The organism is Hallella absiana, assembly GCF_025457485.1.
Lineage (GTDB): Bacteria > Bacteroidota > Bacteroidia > Bacteroidales > Bacteroidaceae > Prevotella > Prevotella absiana.
Genome location: NZ_JAMXSP010000003.1, coordinates 88,380 through 108,986, shown reverse-complemented (window position 1 = coordinate 108,986; position 20,607 = coordinate 88,380). Strand labels below are relative to the sequence as shown.

Below are 20,607 nucleotides of genomic sequence, written 5' to 3'. Positions count from 1 at the left end.
ATGACAAACTGTAATGATCATATATGTACCGGATGCGACCGTGGTCTGTGTTGCCGTGGCGTCAGCCGGCAGGACAAACAACTCAACACCTATGATTGGCTGGCCGACGTGCCGGGCAATGCTGAGTCGACAGACTTGGTAGAGGTGCAGTTCAAGAATACCCGCAAAGGTTACTACCACAATGTGAATAATTTGGATTTGCAGAAAGGCGACATCGTGGCCGTGGAGGCGAATCCCGGTCACGACATCGGCGTGGTGACACTGACGGGACGGTTGGTGAAGCTGCAACTGAAGAAAGCCAACCTGAAATCTGCTGACGAGATCCGACGCATATACCGCATCGCCAAACCAGTGGATATGGATAAATATAAGGAGGCCAAGAGCCGTGAGCACGGCACGATGATTCAGAGCCGGCAGATCGCCAAGGATTTGGGACTGCAAATGAAAATCGGCGACGTGGAATACCAGGGCGACGGCAACAAGGCCATCTTCTACTATATCGCCGATGAGCGCGTGGACTTCCGAAAACTCATCAAGGTGCTGGCAGAAACGTTTCATGTGCGCATAGAGATGAAGCAGATCGGCGCACGCCAGGAGGCGGGACGTATCGGTGGAACGGGTCCCTGCGGCCGCGAGCTCTGCTGTGCCACGTGGATGAAGAACTTCTCCAGCGTGTCGACAAACGCCGCCCGCTTCCAAGACATCTCGCTCAATCCGCAGAAATTGGCAGGTATGTGCGCTAAGCTCAAATGCTGTCTCAACTACGAGGTGGACGAATATATCGAGGCCGGAAAGAAGTTGCCACCGAAAGATGCCGTGCTGGAAACTGCCGACGGCGAGTATCATCTCTTCAAAACGGATATCCTTGCCGGGATGTGCCAGTATTCTACTGACAAAAACTTGGCTGCCAACCTCGAGACGATCACGGCAGAACGCGCCCGCGAGATCATTGCGATGAACAAGAAGGGCGAAAAGCCGTTGTCGCTGCAGGAGGATAACAAGGCAAAAGCCGTGAAGAAACCGATAGACCTCCTCGCCGACACGGACATCAGCCGCTTTGACAAGGCAAAGAAAAAGAAACGGAAAAACAATAAAAATAAGGCCGACAAGCAGGCTGCCGCCGGTGAGCAAGGCAATGGAAAGCAACCGAAAGCCCCACGCACTAACCGGCCGGACAACAGAAATCGGAAACCGAAAGCCGAAAAGACTCCGGCTGCCGGAAATGATAAGCCGAAGGCCGGTTCCGCCAATGCTCAGCCACAACGTGAGCAGGCAAAAGAACCGAAGAAGGATAATGGGAATAAGACAAATGCTCAGCCCACGGCTCCTTCTACAAACGAATGATAGTCATGAGACGTTTTTTGTTTTGGGGTGTATGGGCCTTGGTGATGCTCTGCTGCTGTTGTACGGGCAACCAAGTCTATGACCACTATCAAAATGTGCCCATCTCGGGTTGGGACAAGGCCGATGTGCTCAGCTACGACGTAGCGGCACTGCGTGATTCCGGTTGGTATGCTACCGATTTGGGACTACGCATGAACAATATGTATCCTTTCCTGAGCGTCACCATGGTGGTTAGTCAGGCTGTATACCATCCCGATGATGCCGGCAAGAAAGAACAAGATATCCAACCTTTGATGGTGAAAAACGACACGATCAACTGCTCGCTCCGCGATGACAACGGAAAGGTAAAAGGTCGGGGCATCATCTTCTACCAATATCACTACCATGTCTCTGCCATGAAACTGCAGCAGGGCGACTCGTTGCATATCACCGTGCGCCATATTATGAAGCGTGAGATCCTGCCGGGACTCTCTGATATCGGTATCAGCATGAGGCGGATGATGAAGTAACGAAAAAATTGAAGGTTGGATTTGAGTGATGAGGAGCTATTTCTTGCGTAGCACTTGCCTTGCTGCCGGTCTGTTGTTGCCGTTTGCTTCCCATGCGATCAACGTGGACTCTTTGGCACAAGTGGAAGCGAAGGAGATGGGGCGGTTGCCCAAGCAGGCAGCCAGCCTGCAAGTGGGACTGAACACGAGTGAGGAAACCAGTGTAGCATACGAATTAGATTATCAATGGTATCCGCTGAACTACGTCGGTATTGGCATAGGTCTGGAACTCGACGACGACTACGGCAACCGGCCGCTGATCGAAGCCGGAGACGATGACGACTATGATCCCGACCGCATCGTCAAGTTCAATATCCATCCCATGCTCTCGTTCCGTACACCAACCTTATGGATGAATAAACGGCACAGCTGGGGCTTGTTGCTGCGCTGCGACCCTGGTTTGGTGCTGTCCTTCCCACGCAATGACAAGGTGTATTACTCAAAAATTAAGTTCGTGGATGGTAACGATATCGTCTATGACAGTTTTACATTGAAAAACCGTGGCGGAAGATGGAAGTTCTGGCGGGTAAAGTCGGCAATCTCTGTCCGCGCTGATCAGTCGCTCATCTCTTTGGGATGGAGCATTTCCAACTATAACATCGCCTATTGTCGCAACAATATGTATTATCAGGGCAAACGCTACTATGGACACGAGAGCTACGACAAGACATTTTCGTTATTTGCCTCTTTCACGTATTGCTTCTGATCATTGCTGGTCTTGCATCGGGCTATCGCTATGATAGCTTCTGTCTTGAAAACATAAAAAAGAAAACGCTCAAAACGAATTCTCTTGTAGAGTGAATCGTTTTGAGCGTTTTCTGTTGTTGCATTCTGTTGATACCGGATCTACTACACCTTATTATATATATAGGAGACTCGGCATTCGTAATATAGACTACACCTTATTATATATATGAGGGTCAGCCATCTGATGGCTTTATGTCCTCACAAGGTTTCTGCCGGCATCAATGCGTAGGAAGATGAACAGCAGGATGGTGAAGCCCCACAATGACGAGCCACCATAGCTGAAGAAAGGTAGCGGGATGCCGATCACAGGTGTCAGTCCCAACACCATGCCCACATTGATGAACACATGGAAGAGAAAGACGCTGAGCACACAGTAACCGTAGACGCGCCCAAATTTAAATGGTTGTCGCTCGGCAAGGTGTATGAGTCGAAGAATCAATGCCAGAAAGAGCAGTAAAACGCCGGCTGAGCCGAGGAAGCCTTCCTCTTCTCCCACGGTGCAAAAGATGAAGTCGGTGTCCTGTTCCGGTACAAATTTCAGTTTGGTCTGTGTGCCGTTGAGGAAACCCTTACCTTGCAGTCCGCCTGATCCGATGGCAATCTCACTCTGATGGACATTGTATCCGGCACCCGCAAGGTCCTCGTCAAGACCTAAGAGCACGTTGATACGTACGCGTTGATGAGGCTCCATGACATCGTTGAGCACGTAGTCGGCACTATAGAAAAAGATGATGGAACCCACCGCAAACAAGGCTGTGAGCATGTAGTTGATGAGTCGTGTCGACAAACCTTGGAAGGTGAGGTAGCCTATCAGCGCGGCACAGATGCAGAGCTGGATCCAGACAATGTCGAAGCGAATGACAAACTCGGAGAAAAGCAGCGAAAGAAGGGTCACGCCAAGGCTGATGCCGATGATACGCAGTGCTTTGTCGCGGTCATGACAATAGACGTAGATCATGCCCGCGGAGAAAATCTGCACCAACAACAACACGACAAATTTACCGACAGAAGTCGGCGTGTCCCATAAGAACACTTGCTCGTATTTGATACCTACGACAAAGTATACGACCATAGCAACGCCTGTGAAGAGAATGCTGCCAGGCATGCCTTCGCGATAAAACATCAGAAAGAAAGACAGATAGACCAATGCTGAACCCGTCTCACGCTGTCCGATGATGAGCAGCACAGGCAGGAAAACCAATGCACAGGCTGCCATGAAGTGCTTGAGCTGATGCATGGTGAAGCCGTACGTGCTCATCAGTTTGGCTAACGCCAACGCTGTGGCAAACTTCGCGAACTCTGCCGGCTGTAGTCGCAACGGCCCCAATACCAGCCACGATCGTGAGCCCTTGATCTCATGGGGATTGAAGATGGTCAAGAAGAGCAGTACCATGAACAGTCCGTAGATGACGTAGGCAAACGTGTCGTAGAAACGATCATCGAGCATGAGAATGATAAAGCCCAGCATCAATGACGTTCCTATCCATACTACCTGCATACCCGAGCGGGTACTCAGACTGAAGATGTCGGTCTCGCCATAGGTGTAGCTCGCACCACAGACGCTGATCCAACCGAAGACCAACAGTGCCAGGTAGATGCCAATCGTCCACCAGTCGAGACTCCGGAGTATTCCGGGTTGTTTATCTGTTTCTTGAGCCATAAGCGATTCTACGTTTCTGCAACTCGTCGGCTTCGCGGGCGCGGGCCGGAGAGAGTTTGCCATTGATATATTGATCCATCAACACAGTGGCCATAGGTACGGCAAAGTCAGCACCGAAACCACCATTCTCCACATACACGGCCAAAGCGATCTTCGGCTTGTCCATAGGGGCGAAGGCCATACACACCGAGTGGTCTTGTCCACGGTTTTGGGCTGTTCCTGTCTTACCACAAGCAGGGAAGTTGAGTGTGGAGAAGTGTTTACACGTTCCACCCATGGCTGACGAACGCATACCGGCGACGATAACGTTGTAAGCCCAAGGGGCGGCTTTGGTGTAATGACGCTGATAATATTTCTTGTCGATGCTTCCACCTTTGACATCTTTCACGACGTGGGGGATATAATAATAGCCGCGGTTGGCAATCGTCGAGGCGAGATTGGCAATCTGCAACGGTGTGAGGTTGACCTCACCCTGACCGATAGCGATACTGATGACGGTCAAGCCATTCCAAGAACCATGGTAGGCTTTGTCGTAGAAGGCGGCATTAGGAATGAGCCCTCGCTTCTCACCCGGCAGGTCTATGCCCAACTTATAGCCGAAGCCCATGCTGACCATGTAGTCACGCCATGTGTTCATGGCTATCTGCACCTTGGGGTATTTCATTCTGTTGGCAAACATGTGATAGAGTCCCCAACAGAAGAAGCCGTTACAAGACGTGCTGATGGCAGGAATGATCGCCAAGGGCGAGGGGTGTCCATGACAACCTACATGCAAGCCCTTGTACGAGAAACCATGGTGACAGGGGTATTGTGTATGAGTGTTGATAATGCCTTCAGTAAGAAATGTCAGGCCTTGAGCGGTCTTAAACGTAGAGCCTGGAGGGTATTGTCCCATGATGGCACGGTTGAGCAAAGGCTTCCATACGTTTTTCGAAAGAGCTCGATGGTATTTGTTGCGGAGCTTTCCCTCCAGCAGACGTGGGTCGTAGGAAGGAGAGGAAACCATGCATAGCACCTGCCCGGTGCTCGGTTCGATGGCGACAATAGCACCGATCTTGCCTTCCAGCATACGTTCGCCAAGTGCCTGAAGACGGATGTCCAAACCCAGCGTAAGGTCTTTTCCGGCTACAGGACGACGGTCGTATTTGCCATGTTGGTATTTTCCCTGGATACGTCCATGGGCATCACGGAGAAGAATCTTCACGCCTTTCTCACCACGGAGATCCTTTTCGTAGCTATGCTCAACGCCCAATTTTCCGATGTAGTCGCCGGGCTGATAATAAGAATCCTCGTCTATGTCGGCTTGAGAAACCTCACCGACATCGCCTAAGACGTGGGCACCATAGGGATATTCGTATTGACGGATGGTACGACGCTGGATGGAGAAGCCTGGAAAGCGGAACATCTTCTCCTGAAAGACGCTGAAGTCTTTGTCGTCGATCTGGCTCATGAACAACTGCTGAGTGAACCGCGAATAGCCTGGATTCTTATTGCGGTCCTTGATATCGTTCATGCGTTTGATGAAATAGTCCTTTGTGATACCCAAGGTCTCACAAAAGTCCAAAGTGTCGAGATGACCCTTCTCTTCGTTCATCACGACCATGATGTCGTACGCCGGCTGGTTATAGACCAACAGCTTACCATTGCGGTCGCGGATGACACCACGAGAGGGAAACTCCACCTGCTTGAGGAATGCATTGGAGTCGGCACTCTTGCGATAGTCATCGCTCAGAAGCTGAATTGTGAACAATCGCAAGATATAAATGGCCACTATGACGATAGCAATACCGCCAATGACCAGTTTCCGATTTTCCAGGTTATAATCTTTCATACCTACAGTCCTTCCGGGCTTCACTCGCCATCGCGTAGTTTAAGCCTTCTTGCGCAAATTATCCACTACAAGGATGAGCACAGCAGAGAGAGCTGTGCTGGTGATGATACACAAAATCCACTGACCCCAGTTGAAGAATGAGAACATCTCCACCGTGAAGAACACTATACAGTAGATAAACGTCAGGATCAATGAGAAGTAGACGTACTTAGGCATTCCCATGGTAAAGATAGCTGGCTGCAGTGCCTCGTCGCTGTCACGTTGCATGAAAAGCTCCAGCACATACGGCTGAAGCAGTCCAAGCAGAGTCATCGACGCCGCCGCCACTCCAGGAGTGTTGGCAAAGATGTCGATGCTTAAACCTAAGAGAAAACTCCACACCAGTATGGCCCATTTGGGATAGTTGCGGTTGAAGCTGATGACAAAATAGATATATAACAATGGCGTAGCATAGTCGAACAGATGGATGTGGTTGAGCACAAGCACCTGTACGAGCAATAGCACAACAAAAAGCAACAGCCTTTTCAGAAAGTCTATGTTCATTTCTATTTGTCTTCTTTCGGTTTCAACGAGTCTTGTGCGGCACGCAGTGCGTCAAGTCTTTCCAATACAGGCTTGTTGTCAATGACGCAGACATCACGCAACTTGCCAAAGTCTGTCGACAATTCCACTTGCAGACGGTAGGAAATACCGTCTGGAGAGTTGTAGACATGGAGTATCTTTCCTACGGCAATGCCTGGGGGGAAGACAGAGGAATAGCCACTTGTCTCTACCCATTCATACAGTCGGAAGCGTGCATGGCGCGGCACGTCCTCAACGTAGGCCAACTTGCTGTTGCCTCCAAACCAACGCAGATAGCCAAAATAGCCACGCCCTCTGATCTGGCAACTGATGTTTGACTCGGTATTCAACGCCGGGATGACGACGGAATAGTGGGGCGACACTAAATAGACAATACCCACCACACCTGTTCCACAGGCTACGCCCATGTCCTTCTTTACACCGTCGAGACTACCTTTGTCAATGGTGATAAGGTTATCGTGGCGGTCGATGGAGTTGCTCACGACTTGAGCAGGGATGAGGTGATAGCCTTTTAATATGTCAAGCTGATTGCGACGTACCCAATTGGAGTCTTTGGTAGCATCGGTAAGCTGCTTTGACAAGGTCTTCACCTGCTGCTCGAGATAGAGGTTGCGCTGGGTGAGCTCTTGGTTGGCTTTGGACATGGAGAGGAAAGACTCTACGTCAGCTTCCCAACTGAGCAGCTTTCCCGCTGCTGCGTTTGCCGTAGAAAACCATACGCTGCCTTGATAGCTGTTGTATTGAAACAACAGTATCAGGCTGAACACTTCCAGAATTAAAAAGACAAACCAGTGATTATGTTTGGCAAGAAATTCTACTAAGTTGCGCATGGATAACTTTTATCTCATCAAGAATGAGAATCTGTTGACGTTCTTCAGGGCAATACCTGCACCTTTGGCCACACTGTGCAGTGGGTCGTCGGCAATATGGAATGGAATGTTGATCTTGTCTTGCAGGCGCTTGTCAAGACCGCGCAGCAAAGCACCGCCGCCTGTGAGATAGATGCCATTCTTGACGATGTCGGCATAGAGCTCCGGTGGAGTGGACTCCAAAGCAGAGAGCACTGCATTCTCGATCTTGGCAACTGTCTTGTCCAGGCAGTGTGCGATTTCCTGGTAGCAGACGGGGACTTCCATCGGCAGGGCGGTGATACGATTTGGTCCGTGCACGATATAGTCCTCGGGAGCCTCGTCGCCTAAGTCGGTCAGAGCAGAGCCTACATGGATCTTGATACGTTCTGCCATGCGCTCGGAAACCTTTACGTTGTGCTGGCGACTCATGTACTCCTGGATATCGGCCGTAAGGTCATCACCAGCAATACGGATGGAGTTGTTGCTCACAATGCCGCCAAGGGAGATCACGGCGATCTCGGTAGAGCCACCGCCTATGTCGACAATCATGTTGCCTTCCGGTGCTTCCACGTCAATACCAATGCCGATAGCGGCTGCCATTGGCTCGAAGATCAGGTAGACATCACGTCCGTCGGCATGCTCAGCAGAGTCGCGGACAGCACGAAGCTCCACTTCTGTGGAACCGGAAGGTACGCCGATGACCATGCGCAAAGACGGCGAGAACAGACGGGAGCCTGTGTGTACCATCTTGATCAAGCCACGCATCATCTGCTCGCAAGCTGTGAAGTCAGCGATCACACCGTCACGGAGTGGGCGGATCGTGCGTATGTTGTCGTGTGTTTTTTCGTACATCATCTTAGCCTTCTCACCGACGGCGATCATCTTGTCAGTGCGACGGTCAAGAGCCACTACCGATGGCTCGTCAACAACAATCTTATCATCACTGATGATAATGGTGTTGGCGGTGCCAAGATCCATGGCGATTTCCTGAATGAATGAAAAGAATCCCATTTCTTATTTATTGATTCTTGAATGATTATTTCTTTGCAAACCAGTTATGAATAGCCGTGTCGTAATGGCTGCTCACACCGAAAGCATGCTCTGCAAACATCTTGCGGTCTTCGATATCTGTCTTTGCGCCTTTCTTGTTGAGGATGTCAAGGAGCAACGGATATTCTGCTTTACTGGGCACAATGACCACATCTTTGAAGTTCTTTGCACCGGCACGGATGAGAGAGATGCCGCCGATGTCGATCTTCTCGATGATGTCCTGCTCGGAAGCTCCGCTGGCGACAGTCTGCTCAAAAGGATAGAGATCCACAATGACCAAGTCGATGGCAGGTATATCGTATTCCTTCATCTGCTCCTGATCTCCGGTATTATCGCGACGTGCAAGGATGCCACCAAAGATCTTCGGATGCAATGTCTTGACGCGACCGCCCAAGATAGACGGATATGTAGTCACGTCTTCCACCTTCTGGCATGGGTAGCCCAAGCCTTCAATGAACTTTTGAGTACCACCTGTGCTAAGGAATTTCACCCCTTGCTCATGAAGCTTAGCAAGGATATCCTCCAGTCCATCCTTATGGAAAACGGAGATAAGCGCAGTCTTAATTTCTTTTGTTTCAGCCATATTATTCCGTACGTTAAAATATTGGATGTGCAAAGTTACTAATTTTTGAGTAAATCATATGGCTTTTAACGAGAAATTACAATTAGAAAACGTTAAAAGGCTGATGATAGCAAAAGCAAAGTTGGGAGATTTGCCTTGCTCAAGGGGCTGCGACAAATCTCCCGACCGATATGATAATGATAGTCAGATGTATGTCATCTTCATGGCAGAGGATAGCTTTACGCCATCTTTACCTATGCTTTAAAACATGATCCGCTCTATGTCTTGACAGGAAGGTCTATGCGTTCTTAGCGCGTCCGAGCACATCCTTCCATCTTGCGTAAGCGTCGAGATACTCAGATTCATGCTTTTCATCCGGCTCGATAACAGCCAGTTTCTTGAGCGACGCGAATGCCTCCTCCGCGCTCTTATATAAACCGCAGCCGATACCGGCACCTTTCGCCGCACCCATACTGCCGTCGGTTTCATAGAGTTCGATGGTTGCGCCACTGGTGGAGGCGAGTGTGTCGCGGAACATTGGGTTGAGGAACATATTGGCACGCCCAGCATGGATCTTGTTGATTTTCATGCCCATCTGCCGCATGATCTCCATACCATAGCAGAATGAGAAGACAATACCTTCCTGTGCGGCACGCATGAGATGGGCACGAGTGTGGGTATTGAAGTTCAATCCATGGACAGAGCAACCGATCTCCTTGTTCTCCAAGACACGCTCGGCACCATTGCCGAAAGGAATGATAGAGAGCCCGTCGCTGCCGATGGGCACAGTGTCAGCCATGGCGTTCATGTCCTGATAGCTCATTCCCTCTGGTGCAATATTGCGTCGTACCCATGCATTGAGAATGCCGGTGCCATTGATGCAAAGCAAGACGCCGAGGCGAGTCTGCTCTGGTGTATAGTTGACGTGGGCAAAAGTGTTCACTCTTGATTTCTTGTCGTAGCCGATTTCTCCCAATACGCCATAGACGACGCCGGAGGTTCCTGCGGTAGAGGCAATCTCTCCCGGTTGGAGAACGTTGAGACTCAGCGCGTTGTTGGGCTGATCGCCACCACGATAGCTGATTGGCGTGCCGGCCATCAGACCAAGTTCTTTCGCTGCCGATTCACAGACTTGACTCTGTACGGCAAAGGTCGGGACAATGTCAGGCAGGATGTCGTGAGGGAAGCCAAAGTAATCCATCAGTTTCTCGGAAGGTTTCTTCTCCACGAAGTCCCAAAGGATACCCTCACTCAGTCCGCCGATAGTGGTGTTTGGCTCGCCGCTGAGACGCATGGCGATATAGTCTCCGGGCAACATGATCTTATAGATATGGTCAAAGACATCCGGTTCGTTGTCCTTCACCCACGCCAGTTTGGCTGCCGTGAAGTTGCCGGGAGAGTTGAGCAGATGCTGGAGGCAGTAATCATTTCCGAGGTCGTTGAAGGCACGTTCTCCATAGGGAACGGCACGGGAGTCGCACCAGATGATAGCATCGCGCAGCGGCTTGAGTTCTTTGTCCACGACCACGAGACCATGCATCTGATAAGAGATACCGATAGCTTTGATGTCTTCTCCTTTTGCACCTGTCTCAGCCATGATCTTCTGTAAAGCCAGTTTGGCATTGTCCCACCACATCTGTGGGTTTTGTTCTGCCCATCCCGGCTTGACAGCCTTGATGGGAGCTTCGTGTTCAGGGAAGAAGGCTGTGGCAGCCATTGCTCCTGTCTCAGCGTCGACAAGTGATGCTTTCACGCTGCTGGAGCCTACGTCGAATCCTAAAAGATATTGTTTGCTCATGATTCAGGTTGGTTATTATAGACCGGAGATGCTTCGGCCTTGTGTATTTGACTCGTTTTATGTGTGCAAAGATAACGATTTCAATTCAGTTACAAACGATTTTTTGTCCTTTTAACCTTGCTGCAGTGATAAAAGAAACAAATGATGAAGAATTTGATACAATAGCCTTTTCTCAATTCTATTTTTACTTATAAAATTTGCAGATGTGGTGGAAATAGCGTACATTTGCACTAACGTATACACATTATATTATAATATGAAGGAATTTGTAATTTCTGAGGTAAAGGCTGAGACTGCTGTCTTGGTGGGACTTATCACCCCCCAGCAGGATGAGGCAAAGACCAAGGAATATCTCGACGAACTGGAATTTCTCGCCGACACAGCCGGTGCTGTCACCGTGAAGCGCTTTACGCAGCGTGTGGGTGGACCGAGTGCTGTCAGCTATGTGGGGAAGGGCAAGCTCGAAGAAATCAAGCAATATATCCACGAAGAGGAAGAGAACGACCGTGAGATCGGTATGGTCATCTTTGATGATGAGCTCAGTGCGAAGCAGATCCGCAATATAGAAAACGAACTGCACGTGAAGATTCTCGACCGTACGTCGTTGATTCTTGACATTTTCGCCATGCGCGCGCAGACCGCCAACGCAAAGACGCAGGTGGAGCTGGCGCAATACCGTTATATGCTGCCACGTCTGCAGCGACTGTGGACTCACTTGGAACGTCAGGGCGGTGGCTCCGGTTCCGGTGGTGGAAAAGGCTCAGTGGGACTGCGTGGACCGGGTGAGACCCAGCTCGAGATGGACCGCCGAATTATCCTCAACCGTATGAGCTTGCTGAAAAAGCGGTTGGAAGAGATCGACAAGCAAAAGACTACACAGCGCAAAAACCGTGGACGGCTCATCCGTGTGGCTCTTGTGGGCTACACCAACGTCGGTAAGTCTACGATCATGAATTTGTTGGCCAAGAGTGAGGTCTTTGCTGAGAACAAGCTCTTCGCCACTCTCGACACCACTGTGCGAAAGGTTGTCATCGGCAACCTGCCGTTTCTGCTGGCCGACACCGTAGGGCTTATCCGCAAGCTGCCTACCGATTTGGTAGATTCCTTTAAGTCTACGCTCGACGAGGTGCGTGAAGCAGACCTGCTGGTTCACGTCGTTGACATCTCTCATCCCGACTTTGAGGAGCAGATAGAAGTGGTCAACCAGACGCTCAAGGAACTGGGATGTTCTGACAAGCCCACGATCATCGTGTTTAACAAGATCGACAATTACCACTGGGTAGAGAAAGAACCTGATGACCTTACCCCACCGACAAAGGAAAACCGCACACTCGACGATCTGAAGAAGACGTGGATGGCGCGCTTAGGTGACGATTGTCTGTTTATCTCAGCGCGTGAGAAGCAAAACATCGACGAGATGCGCAACGTGCTCTATAAGCGTGTGCGTGAGCTGCATGTGCAGAAATATCCTTATAACGACTTTCTCTATCCTGAGATGAGTGACGATTGATGGCATGTGTATCAGTCGTAGAATGGAAGGAAGATGGATGGAAGATGAATCAACATTAAACGATCAACGAGCATGAGAACACTGTCAGATACAGAGATCACGATCCTTGAAGACCAAGGCTGTTGGGCTGAGGACTGGAGCAACATACAGGTCGACGAAGACTTCCAGCCTACGTTTCTGCGCCGTGTGATGTTCTATGGCAAGATTACGTTAGGCGTCTTCGAGACCAGCATCGAAGTGTCGAAGGATTTCTATAAGCATACGGGCATCTTCAATGCCACATTGCGCAATGTCACTATCGGCGACAACTGTCTGATAGAGAATGTAGGAAACTACATCAACAACTACACCATTGGCGATGGCTGCTACATCTCTAATATCAGTACTCTCGAAACAACCGAGGGTGCCACTTATGGCGAAGGCAATCTCATCTCCGTGCTCAACGAGGTCGGCGAGGGTAATGTGCTGCTCTTTGACCGCCTCAATAGTCAGGCTGCTGCCTTCATGGTGAAGCATGCCCACGACAAAGAGCTGAAGGACAGCCTGCGGCGGATGATACGCGAATACATCAGAGTGACATTGCCCGACCATGGTATTTTAGGCAATCGTGTGAAGATCATCAACACCAAGGAGATTACCAATACCATTATCGGTGACGACTGTGAGGTTAACGGTGCCTCCCGGCTGAGCGACTGTACGATTATCTCCACGCCACAGGCCAACGTATATATTGGTACAGGCGTCATCTGTGAGAACTCCATCATCAACTACGGATCCAGCATTATCAACTCTGTGAAGATGCAGGACTGCTTTGTTGGTGAGGCTTGTCAGCTGAGCAATGGCTTCACGGCTTCGGCAAGCGTATTTTTTGCCAACTGCTATATGAGCAACGGCGAGGCCTGCGCAGCCTTCTGTGGTCCTTTTACCGCCAGCCACCATAAGAGCAGTCTGCTCATCGGCGCACAGTTTAGTTTCTATAATGCCGGTTCGGCTACCAATTTCTCCAACCATGCTTACAAGATGGGACCGATGCACTGGGGCGTTTTGGAACGTGGTACGAAGACGGCGAGTGGCGCTTATCTGCTCATGCCCGCAACCATTGGCGCCTTCAGCGTCTGCTTTGGCAAGCTCATGCATCATCCCGATACACGCAACCTTCCCTTCTCCTACCTCATTGCTTACGGCGACACGATGTATCTCTCGCCCGGCCGCAACATCACCACAGTAGGACTCTATCGCGACATCCGCAAGTGGCCCAAGCGCGACATGCGCCCTGCCGGCGCTCAGCTGAGCATTGTCAACTTCGACTGGCTCTCGCCGTTTACCGTGCAGGAGATCGTCAAAGGCAAGAAGATCCTTGAGGACTTGCGCCAGGCTTCCGGCGAGGATGTGTCGAGCTACAACTTCCATGAATATGTCATTAAGAGCAGCTCACTGCAAAAGGGCATCAAATACTACGACGTCGCGCTGCGCATCTATATGGGTGCCGTCATCAAGCGGAGACTCAAAGAAGACTCGGAACTCGCTGCGCCGACGGCCGACACAGGTCTTGGCGACTGGGCGGATCTCTCTGGTTTGCTCTTGCCGGAATCAGAGGAACAGCGGCTTGTCGACGACATCAAGCAAGGCGTGCTGGACACCGTGGACAAGGTCAACGAGCGTTTCCACGATATTCACAACCACTATCGCGACTATCAGTGGGCTTGGACCTACCGGCTGATACTCGACTATTACGGACTTTCGACTTTGACCTTAGAGGATGCGGCTCGCATCCACGACGACTATGTCCAGGCCCGGCGCGCTTGGATCGGTGAGATCAGGAAAGACGCGGAGAAAGAGTTCCGTATGGGCGACGTTGAGCAATCTGTTCTTGACAACTTCCTGAGCAGTCTCGACAAGGAAACTGACTATGAGGAGTAGGGGAGAGTCTGCCAAGACTCTGATGACCGGCAAGTAAGACACCGGTAAGAAATACTGAATACTGAGATTAATTAATAATATGATGAATTGTAAGACTATCATGCTCTCAGCCCTCTCGCTGTTTGCCACAGCCACCTGGGCGCAGAGCTATCACTACGAGACCGTAAAGGGCGATCCGATGCAGACACGCATCTATACGCTCCCCAACGGTCTAAAAGTGTACACCAGCGTGAACAAGGAAAAGCCACGGCTGCAGACCTACATCGCCGTGCGCACCGGTTCACGCAACGATCCGAAGGAGACTACCGGCCTGGCTCACTATCTCGAGCATCTGATGTTTAAGGGCACGACCCACTTCGGCACATCAAATCTCGCTGCCGAGCAGCCGCTTCTCGACTCCATCGAGAATCGTTTTGAGCAGTATCGCCACATCACCGACCCCTTGGCACGCAAGCGTTGGTACGAGAAAATCGATTCGCTCTCGCAACTCGCTGCCAAGTACAACATCCCCAACGAGTACGACAAGATGATGGCATCCATCGGTTCTGAGGGCAGCAACGCTTACACGAGCAACGATGTCACCTGTTATCAGGAGGACATCCCCAACAACGAGATCGACACATGGGCAAAGATTCAGGCCGACCGCTTCCAGAACATGGTCATCCGCGGCTTCCACACTGAGTTGGAAGCAGTGTATGAGGAGTATAATATCGGTCTTGCCAATGACGGCAATAAGGAGTGGGTTGCACTCGGGAAGAAACTTTATCCCACGCATCCCTATGGTACACAGACAACTATCGGTACGCAGGAACACCTGAAGAATCCGAGTATTGTCAACATCAAGAACTATTTCCACCGCTACTACGTGCCCAACAACGTAGCTATCTGCCTGGCAGGTGACTTCGATCCCGACAAGGCCGTGGCCACCATCGACAAGTATTTCGGCTCTTGGAAACCAAGCACGACGCTTTCACGACCCGAGTATGCGCCTGTCGCAGACCTGAAGCAGCACGTCGACACCACTGTTGTCGGACAGGAAGCCGAGAACGTGATACTCGGCTGGAAGTTTGACAAAGCCGCTTCTGACCAGTCCGACACGCTGAGCTTCATCTCTGATCTCCTTTCCAACGGCAAGGCCGGACTCATGGATGTCGACCTCAACCAACCGATGAAGGTGATGAGTGCCGGTACCGGCGTGGAAGGCTTGGCCGACTACACCACGTTCATCGCTGAGGGAGAGCCCAAGCAGGGACAGAAGCTCGAAGAGGTGCGTGACCTCATGCTTGCCGAGATAGAGAAACTCAAACGTGGAGAGTTTGACGAGAACCTGATGAAGGCTGTCCTTGCCAACAAGAAACTTAACATGCTGCGCGGCCTGAGCAGTAACCGCAACCGCACCGAGATGATGAAGGATGCCTTCATCAATGGCGAGAGCTGGCAGCATGTCGTGGGGCAACTCGACCGTATGTCGAAGATCACCAAAGAGCAGATCGTGGACTTCGCCCGCCGTCACTTCCTTGACAACTATGTCTGTGTCTACAAGCGTCTCGGCAACGACACGACGATCCACAAGATTGAGAAGCCGCACATCACGCCGATACCCACGAACAACGACAAGCACAGCGACTTCCTCACCGCCGTTGTCAATAGCAAGCCGGAGCCTATCCAGCCACAGTTCATCGACTTCAACAAGGATCTCGCTAAGGGCAAGATGAAGAACGGCGCCGAGGTGCTCTACAAGCAGAACACTACTGACGACCTCTTCGACCTCTCGCTCGTCTTCCCTGTGGGCCGTGAGAACAGCAAGCAGTTGCAGGTTGCGGCTGACTATCTCGACTATGTCGGCACTGCCACCCGTTCGGCCAACGACATCAAGAAAGCCTTCTATCAGTTGGCCTGCGACTACAGCGTGAGTGTCAGCGATGACGAGACACGTGTGTCGCTGAGCGGTCTCAACGAGAACATGCCCGCGGCGCTGAAGCTCATGGGTGACTATATCAATCATGCCAAAGCTGATGCGGAGAGCTACAACAAGTTTGTCGGTCTGACGCTGAAGTCCCGCAACGATGCCAAGGGCAACCAGCGTGTCTGCTTCTCAGCCCTGCGACAGTATGGGGAATATGGTCCTTACAACGGCTTCCGCAACAAGATGAGTGCAGAAGAACTCCATAAGGCCGATCCTCAGCAACTGCTCGCTCAACTGAAAAATCTGGGTAAGTACACCTTATTATATTATGGTGCCACACCGATGAAGCAGTTGGAGGCTACCGTGGCAAAGAGCTATCCTTGCACGATGAAGACCACTTTGCCTGCAGCCCGCCGCTATACGCGCACGACTACAACACAGAACGAGGTGTGGATAGCACCTTATGACGCGAAGAACATCTACATGACGCAGTATCTCAACGAGAACAAGCAGTGGACACCCGAGCAGGCTCCTGTCAATGCGCTCTTCGGCGAGTACTTCGGCGGAGGCATGAATGCCATCGTCTTCCAGGAGCTGCGTGAAGCCCGCGGACTGGCTTACAGTGCCGGTGCATGGCTGACCACACCAGATCGTAAGGGCGACCCGGAGTGCTTCAACACCTATATCATCACACAGAACGACAAGATGACGGACTGCATCAAGGAGTTCAACCAGTTGCTCAACAACATGCCGGAGCGTCAGGCTGGCCTTGACCTTGCCAAGCAAAGCCTGATGAAGAGCATCGCCACGGCCCGAACCACCAAGTTCTCTGTGCTCAATGCTTATCTTACCGCACGCAAACGTGGCCTCAACTACGACATCAACCGTGTCATCTACGACAAGTTGCCGTCGCTGACCATGGCAGATCTGGTGAAGTTCGCCAAGGAGAACATCTCCGGCAAACCCTATCGCTACATCATCCTCGGCGATGAGAAAGAGCTCGACATGAATGCGCTGCAGAAGATAGGACCCGTCAAGAAACTCACGAAAGAAGACATCTTTGGATTCTAAATAATGTATAGTGTAGAGTGTATAAATAATAAATAATAAATAAATGCTTGGGGGTAGATAAGCCTTTCGCTGTTTGCATAAGGCTTTTCCCCCCATTGAAATGTGGCGTAAGTTCTATAGGCTTATCAATATAAAAGTAGAGATCTTATGACAGAATATAATGCCATATTGGAGAAAAGTAAACGATTTGCAGTGCGAATAGTGAAACTTTACCGATATTTGGATAAGACGAAAGTTCCAAGAGCGCTCTCTGATCAGATCTTAAGAAGTGGTACGAGTATAGGCGCGAATGCGGCAGAAGCTCATTTGGCACCGTCATCTACAGATTTCTACTGTAAGTTGGGAATATCTTTGAAGGAAGCAAAGGAAACAGAATATTGGTTGTACGTCTTGCATGGAGTCGATTTTATTGACGGCCGATCATACGAGAGTATCAATGAGGACTGTGTGGAGATTCTCAAAATTCTTACGGCTATTCTTAAGAACCGACCACATCGCACAGGCAAGGGATCGTAGCTTGTTCCCCGCAAATCATTTATTTATTATTTATACACTATACATTATCCATTATCCATTATCCATTATACATTGTACTTTATACATTATACATTATACATTAACATCTATAGATTATGGCAAAACCAGTAGATTTCAAGTACGCTCCCATGTTTCAGATGGGTGAGGACGATACCGAGTATCGTCTGCTCACCAAAGAGGGAGTGAGTACATCAACTTTTGAGGGCAAAGAGATCCTGAAGGTCACACCCGAGGCTCTGACCCTGTTGGCCCAGCAGGCCTTCCACGACGTGGAGTTCTGTCTGCGCCGCAAACACAACGAGCAAGTAGCTGCCATCCTTAGCGATCCTGAGGCTTCTGATAACGATCGCTATGTGGCTCTGACGCTTCTGCGCAATGCCGAGACAGCAGCCAAGGGCGTTCTGCCTTTCTGCCAGGATACCGGTACAGCGATCATCCACGGCGAGAAGGGTCAGCAGGTTTGGGCCGACTTCGACGAGGAAGAGGCACTGTCACGCGGTGTGTACAACACGTATACTCAGGACAATCTGCGCTACTCTCAGAATGCGCCCCTGACCATGTACGACGAGGTGAACACCAAGTGCAACCTGCCCGCACAGATCGACATCGAGGCTACCAAGGGTGCTGAGTACCGCTTTGTGATGGTTGCCAAAGGCGGTGGCTCTGCCAACAAGACCTATTTCTACCCGATGACCAAGGCTACGATTCAGAACGAGGGCACACTGCTGCCGTTCCTCGTGGAGAAGATGAAGAGCCTCGGCACAGCCGCTTGTCCTCCTTACCACATCTGCTTCGTCATTGGCGGCACATCGGCTGAGAAGAACCTGCTGACCGTGAAGCTCGGCTCTATCCACTATCTCGACAACCTGCCAACGACGGGCGACGAGACCGGCCGCGCCTTCCGTGACCTCGACCTCGAGGCCAAGTTGCTCGAAGAAGCTCATAAGATTGGCTTCGGCGCACAGTTCGGTGGTAAGTACTTCGCCCACGACGTGCGTGTGATCCGCCTGCCCCGTCACGGTGCCAGCTGCCCGATCGGTCTCGGCGTGAGCTGCTCTGCCGACCGCAACATCAAGGCAAAGATCAACAAGGACGGTATCTGGTTGGAGAAGATGGACACCAATCCTGGCAACCTCATTCCTGCTGAATTGCAGCAGCCGGGCGACAATGGCGGCATTGCCATCAACCTCGACGAGGGCATGGACAAGGCGCGTGCCATCCTGACAAAGTATCCTGTCTCTACCCGTGTAAGCCTCACCGGCACCATCATCGTGGCTCGCGACATCGCCCACGCCAAGCTGAAAGCCCGTCTCGACAAGGGCGAGGAGCTGCCCGAGTACTTCAAGAACCATCCTGTGCTCTACGCTGGTCCGGCAAAGACTCCGGAAGGCTATCCTTGCGGTTCCATGGGTCCGACAACGTCCAACCGTATGGATCCGTATGTCGACGAGTTCCAGGCTCACGGTGGTTCCATGATCATGATTGGCAAGGGCAACCGTACGCAGGTCGTCACCGACGCCTGCAAGAAACACGGTGGCTTCTATCTGGGCACCATCGGCGGCGTGGCAGCTGTGCTGTCTCAGGATGCCATCAAGAGCATCGAGTGCGTAGAGTATCCCGAACTCGGCATGGAGGCTATCTGGAAGATCACTGTCAAGGACTTCCCCGCCTTCATTCTCGTGGATGACAAGGGCCATGACTTCTTCAAGGAGTTGAAACCCTGGACTTGCGGTGCCTGCAAATAACAGAATCTAAGCTGTTAAAATAGTAAGTCCGGAAGTGGCAATTGCTGCTTCCGGACTTTTTCGTTGTTAATGATCACAAACTTAGTGTTCCAGCTTTTTTAATGATGTCTTGTCTATTTCACCTTTGCGCTGAGCGGCAGTCGGCTGGTGAGCGCTGATGTTGAGGCAGTGGGACGCAGGCGCAGGTCAAAGGTCGTCGACTTCTCGCCGGAGTATGACATCCAGCGGAGCGTCAGTTTCACCTTGTCGCCGTGGACTCTCTTCAGCTCATTGAGGTTGAAAGCGATGAGCGCGTCACCCCAAGTGCCGTAGGTGTCGCCTTTGGCATCCTGACGAAGTACCAGGTCGAAGGGATCGTCGGGGTTGGTACCTGTGACCAGATTGATGTAGTGCACCCGGCCACTGTTGCCCCAGCGCGTGCGGAAGCGGAGTGTCAGATAGCCATCCTCAGCTACGGTCACCCAGTCTCTGACGATTTCTATCGGGTCGTTGCCATAGGTCTTATCGTCGTCGTTGCCTGTCGTGACTACCGGCAGTTTTGTGCGGATGCTGTCGATCCAAACGATGTTCACGCGGTTGTCGGCGTTCGTTGTGGAGTTGGCTTTATAGCAGTTGACGAGCGCGCGCACCTCTTTGTTGCCAAAGGGCGATTGCTGCATGTTGGCCGGCGTGAGCGTCGTGGAGTCGTCCAGCTGCATGGTGAACGAGCCGTCGGCGGCCGGACGCACGGTCACGAGGGCATTGGGGAGGTAACTGGGATAATAATAGTTTTCATCGTCGTCGTTGCATGATTGGAGAGTGACGAGCCCGGCCAACAGTCCAAGGGCCAGGATTGCTTTCTTGAAATAGTGTTTCATGATCGTTTTCCTTTCTTGATATTCACTCGTAAAATAAAGGGAGAAAGGAAAACTTGCTTGCGTTTTACATTTTTTTGCTACCTTTGCA

Annotated in this window: 16 protein-coding genes; 8 read left to right on the top strand and 8 right to left on the bottom strand. The window is 51.1% G+C overall.

The genetic code is table 11. From position 1 onward, the window contains the following. From NG346_RS02465 to NG346_RS02455, 3 genes are read left to right on the top strand one after another with little or no spacing between them, the layout of a single operon-like run. The gene (locus NG346_RS02465; protein WP_262279394.1) at nucleotides 1–1,344 is read left to right on the top strand and encodes a PSP1 domain-containing protein; all 1,344 of its coding nucleotides are present in this window, start codon (nucleotides 1–3) and stop codon (nucleotides 1,342–1,344) included. A gap of 5 nt (nucleotides 1,345–1,349) precedes the next feature. Continuing rightward, complete coding sequence (locus NG346_RS02460) at nucleotides 1,350–1,853, top strand: gliding motility lipoprotein GldH (RefSeq protein ID WP_262279395.1); 504 nt, start codon at nucleotides 1,350–1,352, stop codon at nucleotides 1,851–1,853. Nucleotides 1,854–1,881: 28 nt separating this feature from the next. Continuing rightward, on the top strand, nucleotides 1,882–2,598 hold the full coding sequence (locus NG346_RS02455; RefSeq protein WP_262279396.1) for a hypothetical protein: 717 nt from the start codon (nucleotides 1,882–1,884) through the stop codon (nucleotides 2,596–2,598). A gap of 231 nt (nucleotides 2,599–2,829) precedes the next feature. Here NG346_RS02455 and rodA read toward each other — a convergent pair whose 3' ends face one another. The 7 genes from rodA to NG346_RS02420 all read right to left on the bottom strand — a co-directional run bounded on the left by rodA (nucleotide 2,830) and on the right by NG346_RS02420 (nucleotide 10,973). Next, nucleotides 2,830–4,299 (bottom strand): rod shape-determining protein RodA, encoded by a 1,470-nt coding sequence (rodA, locus tag NG346_RS02450; RefSeq protein WP_154532494.1) that lies wholly within the window; start codon nucleotides 4,297–4,299, stop codon nucleotides 2,830–2,832. Continuing rightward, the gene (locus NG346_RS02445; RefSeq protein WP_262279397.1) at nucleotides 4,280–6,130 is read right to left on the bottom strand and encodes a penicillin-binding transpeptidase domain-containing protein; all 1,851 of its coding nucleotides are present in this window, start codon (nucleotides 6,128–6,130) and stop codon (nucleotides 4,280–4,282) included. Before NG346_RS02445 ends, rodA begins: the two co-directional genes overlap by 20 nt. A gap of 39 nt (nucleotides 6,131–6,169) precedes the next feature. Beyond that, nucleotides 6,170–6,673 (bottom strand): rod shape-determining protein MreD, encoded by a 504-nt coding sequence (mreD, locus tag NG346_RS02440; RefSeq protein WP_262288253.1) that lies wholly within the window; start codon nucleotides 6,671–6,673, stop codon nucleotides 6,170–6,172. 2 nt (nucleotides 6,674–6,675) lie between these two features. Beyond that, nucleotides 6,676–7,542: a rod shape-determining protein MreC gene (gene mreC, locus NG346_RS02435; RefSeq protein ID WP_262279399.1), complete on the bottom strand. Its 867-nt coding sequence runs from the start codon at nucleotides 7,540–7,542 to the stop codon at nucleotides 6,676–6,678. Between the two features lie 9 nt (nucleotides 7,543–7,551). Continuing rightward, complete coding sequence (locus NG346_RS02430; RefSeq protein WP_154532502.1) at nucleotides 7,552–8,574, bottom strand: rod shape-determining protein; 1,023 nt, start codon at nucleotides 8,572–8,574, stop codon at nucleotides 7,552–7,554. A 25-nt stretch (nucleotides 8,575–8,599) separates the two neighbouring features. Further along, the gene (locus NG346_RS02425) at nucleotides 8,600–9,196 is read right to left on the bottom strand and encodes an IMP cyclohydrolase (protein WP_154532504.1); all 597 of its coding nucleotides are present in this window, start codon (nucleotides 9,194–9,196) and stop codon (nucleotides 8,600–8,602) included. A gap of 277 nt (nucleotides 9,197–9,473) precedes the next feature. Then, nucleotides 9,474–10,973 carry a xylulokinase gene (locus NG346_RS02420; protein WP_262288252.1) on the bottom strand — a complete coding sequence of 500 codons (1,500 nt, stop codon included), beginning with the start codon at nucleotides 10,971–10,973 and terminating at the stop codon, nucleotides 9,474–9,476. 256 nt (nucleotides 10,974–11,229) lie between these two features. On the opposite strand from NG346_RS02420, the gene hflX reads away from it, so the two are divergent. From hflX to NG346_RS02395, 5 genes are all read left to right on the top strand, one after another. Then, nucleotides 11,230–12,483, top strand: a complete 1,254-nt coding sequence (hflX, locus tag NG346_RS02415) for a GTPase HflX (RefSeq protein WP_262288251.1) — start codon at nucleotides 11,230–11,232, stop codon at nucleotides 12,481–12,483. A gap of 72 nt (nucleotides 12,484–12,555) precedes the next feature. After that, complete coding sequence (locus NG346_RS02410; RefSeq protein WP_262288250.1) at nucleotides 12,556–14,403, top strand: DUF4954 family protein; 1,848 nt, start codon at nucleotides 12,556–12,558, stop codon at nucleotides 14,401–14,403. An 82-nt stretch (nucleotides 14,404–14,485) separates the two neighbouring features. Continuing rightward, nucleotides 14,486–17,380 carry a M16 family metallopeptidase gene (locus NG346_RS02405; protein WP_396266688.1) on the top strand — a complete coding sequence of 965 codons (2,895 nt, stop codon included), beginning with the start codon at nucleotides 14,486–14,488 and terminating at the stop codon, nucleotides 17,378–17,380. A 147-nt stretch (nucleotides 17,381–17,527) separates the two neighbouring features. Further along, nucleotides 17,528–17,896, top strand: coding sequence for a four helix bundle protein (locus NG346_RS02400; protein WP_262288248.1), 369 nt, complete (start codon nucleotides 17,528–17,530; stop codon nucleotides 17,894–17,896). 116 nt (nucleotides 17,897–18,012) lie between these two features. Next, nucleotides 18,013–19,662: a fumarate hydratase gene (locus NG346_RS02395; RefSeq protein WP_154532517.1), complete on the top strand. Its 1,650-nt coding sequence runs from the start codon at nucleotides 18,013–18,015 to the stop codon at nucleotides 19,660–19,662. Nucleotides 19,663–19,775: 113 nt separating this feature from the next. On the opposite strand, the gene NG346_RS02390 is transcribed toward NG346_RS02395, so the two are convergent. Beyond that, complete coding sequence (locus tag NG346_RS02390) at nucleotides 19,776–20,519, bottom strand: NigD1/NigD2 family lipoprotein (protein WP_262288247.1); 744 nt, start codon at nucleotides 20,517–20,519, stop codon at nucleotides 19,776–19,778. Nucleotides 20,520–20,607: the final 88 nt, after the last annotated feature.